10 protein-coding genes are annotated in these 12,700 nt (G+C 46.4%); 3 read left to right on the top strand and 7 right to left on the bottom strand.

The features are described 5' to 3' along the window. Nucleotides 1-4: 4 nt before the first annotated feature. The 3 genes from B5F77_RS04870 to B5F77_RS04860 form a co-directional block, all read right to left on the bottom strand. Nucleotides 5-2,284 carry a two-component regulator propeller domain-containing protein gene (locus B5F77_RS04870; protein WP_087328492.1) on the bottom strand — a complete coding sequence of 760 codons (2,280 nt, stop codon included), beginning with the start codon at nt 2,282-2,284 and terminating at the stop codon, nt 5-7. A gap of 11 nt (nt 2,285-2,295) precedes the next feature. After that, complete coding sequence (locus tag B5F77_RS04865; RefSeq protein ID WP_087328488.1) at nt 2,296-2,877, bottom strand: non-canonical purine NTP diphosphatase; 582 nt, start codon at nt 2,875-2,877, stop codon at nt 2,296-2,298. Between the two features lie 88 nt (nt 2,878-2,965). After that, entirely contained in the window at nt 2,966-5,635 is a 2,670-nt protein-coding gene (locus B5F77_RS04860; RefSeq protein ID WP_087328484.1) for a transglutaminase-like domain-containing protein, read from the bottom strand. A 107-nt stretch (nt 5,636-5,742) separates the two neighbouring features. On the opposite strand from B5F77_RS04860, the gene B5F77_RS04855 reads away from it, so the two are divergent. Genes B5F77_RS04855 through B5F77_RS04845 form a run of 3 tightly spaced genes read left to right on the top strand, consistent with a single transcriptional unit; the run spans nt 5,743 to nt 8,648 of the window. Further along, nucleotides 5,743-6,852: a lactonase family protein gene (locus B5F77_RS04855; protein WP_087328480.1), complete on the top strand. Its 1,110-nt coding sequence runs from the start codon at nt 5,743-5,745 to the stop codon at nt 6,850-6,852. A gap of 9 nt (nt 6,853-6,861) precedes the next feature. Continuing rightward, nucleotides 6,862-8,082: an MFS transporter gene (locus tag B5F77_RS04850; protein ID WP_087328477.1), complete on the top strand. Its 1,221-nt coding sequence runs from the start codon at nt 6,862-6,864 to the stop codon at nt 8,080-8,082. 32 nt (nt 8,083-8,114) lie between these two features. Next, nucleotides 8,115-8,648 (top strand): methylated-DNA--[protein]-cysteine S-methyltransferase, encoded by a 534-nt coding sequence (locus B5F77_RS04845; RefSeq protein ID WP_087328559.1) that lies wholly within the window; start codon nt 8,115-8,117, stop codon nt 8,646-8,648. A gap of 315 nt (nt 8,649-8,963) precedes the next feature. Here the strand turns inward: B5F77_RS04845 and mtnA are convergent, their stop codons facing one another. The 4 genes from mtnA to B5F77_RS04820 all read right to left on the bottom strand — a co-directional run bounded on the left by mtnA (nt 8,964) and on the right by B5F77_RS04820 (nt 12,687). After that, nucleotides 8,964-10,025, bottom strand: a complete 1,062-nt coding sequence (gene mtnA, locus B5F77_RS04835) for an S-methyl-5-thioribose-1-phosphate isomerase (protein WP_087328556.1) — start codon at nt 10,023-10,025, stop codon at nt 8,964-8,966. Between the two features lie 5 nt (nt 10,026-10,030). Further along, nucleotides 10,031-10,630, bottom strand: a complete 600-nt coding sequence (locus B5F77_RS04830; protein WP_087328549.1) for a DUF3109 family protein — start codon at nt 10,628-10,630, stop codon at nt 10,031-10,033. Between the two features lie 174 nt (nt 10,631-10,804). After that, on the bottom strand, nt 10,805-12,319 hold the full coding sequence (gpmI, locus tag B5F77_RS04825) for a 2,3-bisphosphoglycerate-independent phosphoglycerate mutase (RefSeq protein WP_087328470.1): 1,515 nt from the start codon (nt 12,317-12,319) through the stop codon (nt 10,805-10,807). A gap of 203 nt (nt 12,320-12,522) precedes the next feature. Next, entirely contained in the window at nt 12,523-12,687 is a 165-nt protein-coding gene (locus B5F77_RS04820) for a hypothetical protein (protein ID WP_239445733.1), read from the bottom strand. Nucleotides 12,688-12,700: the final 13 nt, after the last annotated feature.

Genomic DNA, 12,700 nt, shown 5'->3' with positions numbered 1-12,700 from the left:
GAATTTATTTAATGACCATAATCTTCGTCACTACGCTTTCTCCGCCCTCTTCCGTCGCAGCCATCACCAAATAAATGCCAGAAGCCACACGGCGGCCTTTCGAATTGCGGCAATCCCACGAAACTTGTCCCCCTACGGAGCGCGTTTGGTAAATCAGGTTGCCTGCCACATCCGTAATCTTCACAGTCGAGTTGGCCATCAAACCCGTAATAATCACTTTGTCGTCGAAATCAGGACGCACCGGATTCGGATAAGCATGGATATTGGAATAATCCTCCGTTCCCTCGGTTGCTTCGCCTTGGTAGGAAAGGACGCCATAACCATCCACGGCAAAGAATACTTGGCCCGTCTGCGGGTCGACAGCAATGCTATTGACTGTATTGCTGGGCAGAGGCGAATTGTCTGTTGTAAAATTCTCAAGGACTTCCGTCCCGTCGGCATTCACCAAGAAAACACCGGAACCATTCGTACCTATCCATTTCTGGTTACTTCCATCTACGGCGATACAATTAACCCGCACACCGTTAAGGAGGTAATCCGATTCGTCGGCCAATACAATACGGTTAAAGCGCAGGTTCTCCACATTGGACGTATTATAACAAACGATAGGTCCCATATTGGTACCTGCCCAAATATTCCCATCTTTATCTTCTACCACCGAGAAGTATTGCGTTGCATTCAAGACATTGCCTTGCGAATCCGAAACGGAAGCATAATAATGCGACACATCATCCGACTGATCCGCTAACGTACCATTATCATCAAAAACATACAATCCAGGCATATTGGTAGCGTGCTGGAGATTCACGAATTTAAGCCCACGGCTCGTAATAAGGACTTTGTCTACAATAGGAGCATTGGCAATTTCCGTTGCAAACCCCAACCATTCGCCCTCGGGCGTAAGTACCTTCACCGAAGTGTTAGCATTACAATTCGTCATCCAGAGATTTCCCTCCGCATCGCGCGTTACACCGCCGACACGGACATACTGATTCGGGTTGGAGGAAGAAGAGGTTTCCAGCCCGCTATTCCCGGAATGATACCAATTGACGACTGTGTCCCCCTCCAATTCCAACACACCATTGCCATAATAGGCCACCCAGATATGATTCGGGTCTGCCGGGTCGATCTCTACATTCAGCGCATCCTGCATGAAAAGTCCTGTTTGGTCTTGTATCTTGGTCTCATCGTAATTTGTCCATTGTCCATTTTCATAATACATAATATAAGTGCGACGCCAATAACGGTCAAGCCACCGTCCGCCGCCCGTAACCCAAAGGCGCCCGTCATGAATCTTCAATTCCCAAGCATAATTGCTCTTGGGACTATTAATCGTCAAGCCATCTACCAGCACAGCATACGAACTTCCATTTCGCTGGATACCCTTCAATCCATCCGTACCACATGCTAACCAATAAGTATCTGCTGTATGCAAAAAGCTGACGTCTCTCAACGAATTGATACCAGAAATAGTTTGAAATCCATTCAAATCAGAAGCAATATAAAGCGTGCTCGTCGAAAAAGCCATCAATCGCCCATTTTCCACTTTCATCCCCGTGAGACCCGTATCGTAAAGCAAACGGCGCACCGAACCATCTTGCAGGTAATATACCCCGTTTCCACCCACATACACACAAAGCGTTTGTTGAAAATCCGCGATTTTACTTATTTCGTCCACTGCAAATTGGTCGGAAGATAGTGGATAATCCTGCCAATTCGCCCTATCCAACAAATTATCGCTCAACGCTCCCCTGCTAACGCCCGAATCGGTAAGGGCATACAAATAACCATCGATGACGCAAACCGAACGAACCCCACCAATACGGTACGTATCTGCTATCTCTCGCTTATTCAGGTTCACCACAAGGATACCAACCTCTGCCGACAAATAAGCATAATCACCATAAAAGTAAATATCATTGATAGATTTATTTTGAATCGAACTGTTGTTTTTCAAATAAGGAAGGTTATAAATGCCGTCTTCACCCCATAAATCAATATTTCCGTTATTATACGCAATGACCAATGAATGCAACGAAGCGTTATAACGCAAAGCTTTGATTTTATTATCACTCAAACCATTCTTTCTTGAATAGGTTGTAAGGCTCTGATCATCTTTTCCATAAACATAAAGCGAACTATCGGCCACCGCAAAGACATAATTATTGGTCTCTTCTACCAACTCTGTTGTCCGATAAGCACGGTATATTTCCCACTTATCAAACTGGGCAAATCCCGGTAAAACCCAGCAAATCCACAACAATAAGATTCCCAATCTTTTCATATCTATCCTATTTACGAAATACTTGCCAAGAATGCCCCTAACTTACCCACTGCTTGAGCCCGATGGCTTATTTGATTCTTGACATCATTTCCTAATTCAGCAAAAGTCTTATCATATCCGTCCGGCATGAAGATAGGGTCATAACCGAAACCACCCTCACCTCTTTTTTCCGTCGTAATTTTCCCAGAAACAATACCCTCAAACGTATATTCCTTTCCTCCTATTGTCAAAGCGATTACCGTACGAAAACGAGCTTTACGATTCTTTTCTCCCGCCAAATTTTGTAACAACTTCTTCATATTAGCTTCCGAATCATGTCCGGAACCGGCATAACGAGCGGAATAAACGCCGGGCGCATTATGAAGGACTTCCACCTCCAATCCCGTATCATCCGCAAAACAATCCATACCATATTTTTCTTGGAGAAAATGTGCTTTTTGCCAAGCATTTCCTTCCAATGTCTCGGCAGTTTCAGGAATCTCCTCTTGGCAATGGATATCAGCTAAACTTACAATTTCTATTCCATAAGGAGCCGTTATCTGGCGGACTTCATCCAGTTTGTGTTGATTATTTGTAGCAAATACTAACTTCATCTTCTTTAACTTTTTATATAGAGAAAGAGAATGTGTACCATAAAACATGTACACATTCTCTTTTATAAACGGATATAACCGCTATTTATTATAACTTATGGATAACTTGCATCATCTGTGCACCCAATCCAATAGTATAACCTTGAGAAACAAATACCACCCGATTAAATGTATCAGCAATAATAAATATGGGTAATGTATTAGCATGTTCCAACTTCATTGCCTTTACCATTTCTTGTTGAATCTTATTGCCCTTGTCGATGCCATACACAATGGTATTCGGTAAATTACCAAATTCTTTCGCATCAAATTTCTTATACCCCTCTTCATCTGGGAAGAGAAGTACCATCTTGCGACCCCAACTTTCGAGATCATCTTTCACAGCAGCTATATCACGCATGGCATGATTGGTCGGTTCCTGGCGCGCACCCAAAATAGCTACTACATAATAACCTCGTCCCGTTGTATTCAAAATACTCGTCTCTTCGCCAGCCTCAATATTGAAGTACTTATTTTCCGAATTGAAGTTTCCTATCACTTGGATATCATCTTGGTTTTCACGCATGGTCAAGTCTACTTTCGTCGTCTCTCCTGGCTTGATGGTAAAGAACACCAACTTACTCAAAACTGTACCACTTGCCATACGAGTACCTGTCACCAATACATACGAACCTGCATCCAGTTTCGTACCTTCCTTCAAGAGGTTACTCCACGTAGCACCACCTCCCATGTCTACATCACCTTCCCGATAGCTCAAGAGTTGCAAACGACCGTCTACAATTTTTGAAATCGTGAAGTGAGAATAATATTTCGGATCTTCCAGCGACTTGATTGGTGTATAAGAAGCTATCAAAGTTCCCGTTTGAGCCGTTGTTTGCTCTGTCGCTTCAAAATCAATGTCCTGAATCTTTTCACCCATCAGTTGCACTTTACCTGTCACTTCATCTACCCGCGCCGGAATACCCAACGCACGAGATAAAGCTACAAAGAATATCTTGCACGAATGCATATCTGCTACACGCGACTTCCAAACGCCTTCCGGGAAGATAGGAGCGGCTCCTAAGTTACACTCCGCATCAATACGAATATTCTTCTTTACCCAATCAACTAGTTTCATCGGATCTTCCTGATAAGCCTTTGCATCAGCTTCCGGAACGGCTTGCTGGAAGAAGGCTTTATAAGGAGTCAACATCTCGTTAGCGACACGTGGATTCCGTATATATTCGCTAAAAATCTTGTCGTCAACACCTTCTGCTTGATGACTATTCTTCAAATGGTCATCCAATACAGCTTTCGAAACATCACGAAGATCTTTTGCCGAGATGCGTTGAAGTAAATCCACTGCTGCATCCAACTGTCCTGCTCCGGCTGCTTCTTTCAAAAACGCTTGAATTGTCGCATAATTACCACGAGATCCTACCAACAATTTCGTAGCCAATTTTTCATCCTTCAAGCCTATCTCTTTTGCCAAAGCCGAAGCTTTTGATTCATTAAAGAAAGTAGCTACATACGCATTACGAATAGAATCTTCTTGCGCCATAAGACGTGTGTTCTCTTCGCGTTGCTCAGGTGTCACTTCCGGCAGATTAGCTTTCTCGGGTGGTGGAACAATATCAAATTGTGTCTCAAAATCAGCTGCACTCGACTTATCCAATGCAATTGTCACCTCTGAATCTGTACCAAAAGAAATTTTCCCAAAACCAAATTTACCCTCTTTTGAAGCCCATACTAACATATCGCCTTTACCAGCACTCAAGAAAGTTTCGCCTTCGATATTCGTATGTTTATTAGCAACCGTATAGAACTCACCATAATTATATACTTTAAATTCAACGCGAGCTTCTGATACAGGCTTATTCGATTCATCAACAATCCGCACCGTCGCTTTAGCCGATTCTGCATAATTGTCAATCACATTGATTTCTGTATAAATAGGAGTTTGTACCATGACCTCCTCTGGCCCTTGATAACGACCGAATACTTTCGTATGCATTAACATACCCCGACTTGCCGGCGCATTAAACCAACCCAAGTTCAATACAGGTTCCGGTTCGCATGCCCCTAAGAAGTACCATTTACCATCTACCCACGCTTCTACCCACGCATGATTATCGTCTGTATGAGCCCAACGCGGCGTATAAACTTGCCGGGCCGGAATGCCAACCGCACGAAGTGCAGCTACGGTAAAAGTAGATTCTTCGCCACAACGTCCATAAGCCGTCTTGACAGAAGCTAACGGCGAACTGGTACGCGCGTCAGAAGGTGTATAAATAACTTTTTCGTGGCACCAATGGTTCACACTCAATACCGCATCTTTCAGTGAAAGACCTTTTACCCGATCTTTCAATTCTTTGTAAAATACCATACGGCTTTCATCGAGGTTCTCATTGTTTACCCGAATCGGAAGCACGAAATGACGGAAAATGTCTTCTGGTATTGTCTTCCCCCAAGGCATTTCCTCGCGAGCTTGAAACGATGCCTTCACGTTCTGCAGGAAATAATCACCCGAATAATCGGCTATATCCCCCACTGGCATGTAGGCATAGAGAAACTCAAGAGCCTCTTTCTCTGCTGGGCTCATGGGTTGGTTAAACACTGCAAACAAATCGCCCTGCGTGAGGTCGGCTTGTCTGGCCTGCAGGTCAGTTTCGACCTGCGTCCTGTACGCTTCGTCTGTAATGAAGTGCGACGACTGATTCTGACAGCTCGTCCACATGAAAAAAACAGACAATAATAGAAGTAACTGCTTTTTGTTCATTTTTAGGTTAATGAAAGTGATTTGTGCAAAGATAGTAAAAGAAACAAAAGATAGGACGCTTTCGGACAAGAAAAATTGTATTTTTGCATCCGTTTAAGGAATAGGTTATGAAATATACATGGATTAGATGGATTTTTCTCATGTCTGGAATCATCGGATTAACAAGCGCATGTACTCTTCGTACAAATCAATCGCCCAACGAAATAGCCCTATTAATAGGTACTTATACAAATGGAGATAGTGAAGGTATTTATTCCTTTCGGTTCAATCAAGAAACAGGAGAGGCAATCGTGCTTGATTCTGTGCAGGCAGACAATCCTTCTTTCTTGATATCCTCCAGCGACGGGACACGAGTGTATGCCGTGAGTGAAAACAATGACTCGACAGACGGCGTCTCGACGTATGCCTTCGATAAAGAAAAAGGAAAGTTAAAGTGGCTGAACAAGCAACTCACAGGCAAAGCGCCCTGTCATATCTCGACGAACGGGCAAATCCTCTTGACCGCTAACTACGAAGGAGGGTCTCTCTTGCTTTTCCCCTTAAGAGAAGATGGATGCGTAGAGGCAGAAGGAAAAACTTATAGAGGTTCGGCAAGTGGAGTAGATAGCCTCCGGCAAACCACGCCACACGTTCATTGCTCGCTTTTCACCCCTGATGGGAAACAAGTCATTATGACGGATTTCAGTGCCGACCGCCTCCTTTGTTTTGACCTATTGAACGATAGCTTACGGTTATGCGACTCTGTATTCGTTGAGGCCGGTTCCGGTCCGCGTCACCTTACCTTTTCTCCTAACGGAAAACAGTTATATTTAATCGGAGAATTAAGCGGAAACGTTTACGTTTATGCCTATAAAGATAGACGTTTACAGGCGATACAAACCATTGAATCCGACGAAGTCCATGCACGAGGTAGTGCTGATATCCATGTAAGTCCGGACGGACGTTTTCTCTACGCCAGCAATCGATTGAAACACGACGGCATTGCTATTTTCTCGGTCAATCCTTCCGATGGGACATTGACTCACATAGGCTATCAACCCACAAGCAAGCATCCACGCCACTTCAACCTGACGCCCAATGGCAAATATTTGTTGGTGGCTTGCCGAGACGATCATGTAGTCCAAGTCTTCGAGCGCAATGCCGAGAGCGGATTGCTCCGGAACACCGGGCGAACGATTCAGGTGCCCCACCCCGTCTGCATACAATTCATTCTTTAAATAATCCAGATGATAAACAAGGTATTCAATAAAATAAAGGGACATCCGCACTTGACGGACGGGACGGCATATGCCATCCTCTTTACTATCGGGACTTGCCATTTGCTGAACGACATGATTCAGTCGGTCATCCCGGCCATTTACCCGCTATTGAAAGAGAAATTTGGTTTTACCTTTGCGCAAATTGGCATTATTACATTGGTATTCCAATTGACGTCGTCGGTATTGCAACCTTTCGTAGGCCGATATGCCGACCGCCATCCGCAACCCTATTCTTTGGCGATGGGCATGTGTTTCACGCTTGTCGGCTTGGTCTCTTTGGCTTTCGCATCTGGTTTCTTAGTGCTCCTCCTGTCTGTAGCGCTGATTGGATGCGGGTCTTCCGTGTTTCATCCGGAAGCTTCGCGGGTAGCACAAATCGCATCGGGTGGAAAGAAAAGCCTGGCGCAATCCATTTTCCAGGTAGGAGGTAACGGAGGAAGTGCGTTCGGGCCTCTGCTGGCGGCATTAATCGTCATTCCTCACGGGCAACACGCCGTAGGTTGGTTCGCACTGGCGGCATTATTAGCCTCCCTCCTACTCACGCGCATCGGCTATTGGTATAGTTTGGTATTGAATGAGATAAAGGAACATCACCGCAAGCGTATCTTTGCTCCTTGCGCGCTTCCGGAGAAGACAATCCGCATGGCATTGGGTATTTTGGTCTTGATGATCTTCTCGAAATATTTCTTCAATGCTTGCATGACGAGCTACTTCACCTTCTACCTGATCGAGAAGTTCGACCTCTCGGTGCAAGCCTCGCAATATTGCCTCTTCGCGTACCTCGCGGCTTTTGCGATTGGGACGTTGCTCGGCGGCTTCCTGGGCGACCGCTATGGGCGGAAATATGTCATTCTCTTTTCCATCCTCGGGGCGGCTCCTTTTACGTTGGCGATGCCTTATTTGAATTTAGGCTGGACAATCGTCATGGCCATCCTGACGGGACTTATCATCGCCTCAGCCTTTTCCGCCATCGTGGTGTATGCGACCGATTTAAAGCCGGATAAAGTCGGGATGATAGCAGGCATCTTCTTCGGATTGATGTTTGGACTGGGCGGTATCGGTTCAGCCTTCTTCGGATGGTTGGCCGACCGGACGAGCGTCGAATATATCTTCCATGTCAGCACGTGGCTACCTCTACTGGGCATCGTGGCCGTTTTCCTGCCGGATGTCCGTCCGAAGAAATTGTAATGAATGTATTTTATAGGTTTAACCACGATAAAATGAAACAGAAAATACTGATACAGCGATACGCATCGCCCTGTGGCGGATTGTGGCTCGGTTCGTTGGGCGACCAGCTTTGCCTTTGCAACTGGACGAACGAAAAACATCCAGGTCGCGTAGACAAGCGGTTACAAACCTTACTGAAAGCGGAATACGAAGAGGCTCCTTCTGATGTCACGCAAGAGGCCATCCGCCAATTGGACGAATATTTCCGGCGCGAACGGACCTCCTTTACGATTCCCCTACTCTTTGTCGGTACCGATTTCCAGCAAGCCGTCTGGCACGAACTTCTCCAAATCCCTTACGGACAGACCCTCTCCTACGGCGCAATGGCCAAGCGACTGGGAATACCGAAAGCGGTGCGGGCGGTGGCGAATGCGAACGGGGCAAATGCCATTTCTATCTTCGCGCCTTGCCATCGGGTCGTCGGGAGCGACGGTTCGCTGACCGGTTTCGGCGGTGGCATCGAGGCGAAACGCTTCCTTTTGGCGTTGGAACAGGATAAACTTGGATGTCTCTGTCGCTTGCGCTGAATTCATTACCTTCCCAAAACGTTGGAAATGCCATTGCGTCCACGCAAAAGGCTTCCAATCGCGTTGAAAATGGAATTGTGTACACACAATGGGCTTCCAATCACGTTGGAAATGGAATTGCGTCCGCACAATGGGCTTCCAATCACGTTGGAAATGGAATTGTGTCCACGCAATGGGCTTCCAATCACGTTGGAAATGGAATTGTGTCCACGCAATGGGCTTCCAATCGCGTTGGAAATGGAATTTGGTCGACCCGCGACCATTTCCAACGTTTTTCAAGCACTGATTTCCCCAAGCAAAAGTACTTCCGGCGAATCAGAAATGCGTGAAGATGCCTTTTTCGGTGATATAGGCCGTGACGAGCGATGCCGGAGTGACGTCGAACGCAGGATTGTACACCTTCACCCCCTCCGGCGCCATGCGGTGGGCGTAATGCAAGTCGGTCACTTCGAATGCCGGGCGCTGCTCGATGATGATATCTTGTCCCGTCGGCGTGTGGGCATCGAACGTACTCGATGGGCCTAAGACATAAAACGGGATCTGGAAATAATGCGCCAACACAGCTAATCCGCACGTACCTATCTTATTCGCCACGTCGCCATTTGCCGCCACGCGGTCGCACCCGACCATCACCATGTCTATCAGACCTTGGCCCATGAGCGAAGCCGCCATATTATCGCACACCAACGTAGTATCGATCCCAAACTTCATCAACTCGTAGGCCGTAAGCCGTGCGCCTTGAAGCAAAGGGCGCGTTTCATCGGCATAGACCTTCGGAGCCAATCCCAATTCCTGTGCCCGATAAATGGGAGAAAGCGCCGTCCCGTAGCGGGAAACCGCCAGATGCCCAGCATTGCAATGCGTCAAGATACGGCTTCCTTTCGAGATAAGCGACACGCCATGTTTTCCGATTTGCCGGCACATGGTAATATCTTCATTTTTAATCCGAATAGCTTCTTCACGCAAAACATCTTTCAGGCGAATGAAATCTTCCGGCTTTACTTCCGCTAAACCAGAAAGGGAATGGTGGAAAACCGAAGTCATGCGCTCTATGGCCCAAGCGAGATTAACCGCCGTAGGACGGCTGGCCCGAATCCGATTGGCAATCCCTTGGAAATGCTTCTCCAACACTTCAGGCGAAGTGATAGAAGCCGACGTACGGGCAAAGCAGACATAAACACCGAATGCAGCCGCCACGCCAATGGCCGGTGCCCCACGCAAACGGAGTTTCTGAATTGCCTCAATTAAATCCGCTTCCTTATCTATTGTCAAATAGACCTCTTTGGCAGGTAATTGAGTCTGGTCGAGGATCGTGATTGAATCCTCGTGTTCATTCAAAACCACGGCATCGGGCAAGACAAATCTCTTTTCTTCCATCTGCATTAATATCTTTTTTCTTCTTCTCCCAAATACTCTTTTTGCCACTCCTCGGCGCAATCGCATAACATCTGATACCACTCAGCTCCGAACTTCCGAATCAAAGGCTCTTTCAGGAACTTATAAACCGGTACATTTTCCTTTCTTCCCAAGATAACCGCCGCCTTGCACACATCCCAGCGATGATAATTGACCGCCGTATACAAACCATAATTCCCAACGCGAATCGGGTAAAGGTGGCACGAGACCGGCTTATAGAAATCGCATTTCCCGGCACGGAAAGCCTTCTCGATGGCGCAATAGCAACATCCTTTCTCATCGTAACACGTAAACACGCAATCCTTGTTGTTTACAATCGAAGTGACCAAATCGCCCTCTCGGTCCGTGTACGCCACCCCCTGCTTCTCGATGACGGCCTTCGCCTCCGGAGAGAGCTCCTCCCACACGACCGGCAAGACTTTCTCCAGCTCCTTCACCTCATTTTCCTCCAACGGAGCACCCGCGTCGCCTTCTATGCAGCATTCGCCCCGGCAAGCCTCCAAATTGCACACGAATTTCTCGGTTATAATGTCAGAAGACACCACAATGTCTTCTATCTGAATCATCATCGTCGTTAAATTGAAAATTAAAAACAAGGCACGGAAACGGCGGATAGCCACTTTTCTAAACCTTTTAGAAACTTTCCCTGCGTCCAGCGGGATTTTCTAAAGGCTTTAGAAAATCCCTCGGTTGTGCCATCCGCGAAATCCGCGCCCAATTATAGTTAATATGAAAACGATTTACTTAATCAAATCTTTGCCCGTCATGTCGCCCGGTTGAGCCATGCCCATGATATGCAAGATAGAAGGAGCCACGTCGGCAAGCACGCCGTTTTCTACTTTGGCAGCCTTGTTTTCCGTTACATATACAAAAGGAACCGGATTCAACGAGTGAGCCGTATTCGGCGTACCGTCTTCGTTCAAAGCATGGTCGGCATTGCCATGGTCGGCGATGATGATTACCTCGTAATCGTTTGCCTTAGCGGCTTCTACGGTATCGCGTACACAATTATCGATTGCTACTACCGCCTTCTCGATGGCTTCATATACACCGGTATGGCCTACCATATCGCCATTCGCATAGTTCACGACGATGAAATCATACTTCTGCGTGTTGATAGCTTCTACCAGTTTGTCTTTCACCTCGTAAGCACTCATCTCCGGCTTCAAGTCGTAAGTAGCCACCTTCGGAGAAGGAACCAAGATGCGGTCTTCACCCTCATACGGAGCTTCACGTCCGCCATTGAAGAAGAAAGTAACGTGTGCATACTTCTCGGTCTCGGCAATGTGGAGCTGCGTCTTTCCGTTCTTCGAGAGGTATTCGCCCAACGTATCCGCCACATTCTCTTTCGGGAAGAGGATATGTACACCCTTAAACGAAGCATCATACGGCGTCATGCAGTAGTATTGCAATCCCGGAATCGTATGCATACCCTGCTCCGGCATATCTTGCTGGGTTAATACGATGGTCAGCTCCTTCGCACGGTCGTTACGATAGTTGAAGAAGATAATGGCATCGCCTTCCTTGATGGTACCATCGAAGTTGGCATTGTTAATCGGCTTGATGAACTCGTCCGTTACACCTTCATCATACGATTCCTGCATAGCCTGAACCATATCGGTAGCCTGCTTGCCCTTGCCTTCAATCAGCAAATCATACGCTTCTTTCACACGTTCCCAACGTTTGTCGCGATCCATGGCATAGAAACGGCCTACGATAGAGGCAATCTTTCCTGCCGATTGTGCGCAATGCGCTTCCAATTGTTCAATAAAGCCCTTGCCGCTCTTCGGGTCGGTATCACGTCCATCCATAAAGCAATGAATGAAGGTATTCTCGATGCCATATTCCTTCGCAATGTCGCAAAGTTTGAAGAGATGTTCAAGTGAAGAATGCACGCCACCGTTCGACGTCAAACCCATGAAGTGAATATTCTTTCCATTTTCCTTTGCATACGAAAAAGCCGAAACGATTTCCGGATTCTTCAGAATGCTATTATCTGCACAAGCGCGGTTAATCTTCACCAAATCTTGGTAAACGATACGACCTGCCCCGATATTCAGGTGTCCTACTTCCGAATTTCCCATTTGACCATCCGGCAAACCTACGTTTTCACCCGAAGCTTGCAACTCGGAATGCGGATACGTTGCCAACAGAGAATCCCAATACGGAGTCGGCGTGTTGAAGATGACATCATCTTTCTTGTGGTCACCAATTCCCCAACCGTCCAGAATCATTAAAAGCGCTTTCTTAGCCATAATTCTTAAATTTATAATGTTTATCTATCGAATCTTTTTCCGCCCGCAAAATTACACAAAAACCAACAAATCTCCACTATCTTTTCCCTATTTAGCACATCGATTTGAAAAGCAGCTTACCTTTCCGGAAAAACATAGTTATAATCGTCGCCGATTACAGTTGTCAATTCCGGAAATTACGCCGTGAATTGGAAGATTTATGCCTACAAAAATAAGCCCCCATACACCACCAAAAGCAACACAATGATAATGAACAAAATCGTATTTCCCCAACGGATGAGGAAAGGCGGCATTTGCCCGATGAGGTTGCGTACCTTTTCGCTCCGGAGTTCGATTTTCTCTTGCTCTTCTTGTGCTTTGCGTTTCATTTCTTTATAACTA

This window comes from Parabacteroides sp. An277, assembly GCF_002159645.1.
Taxonomy (GTDB): Bacteria; Bacteroidota; Bacteroidia; order Bacteroidales; family Tannerellaceae; genus Parabacteroides.
This window is presented reverse-complemented; position numbering and strand designations above follow the sequence as displayed.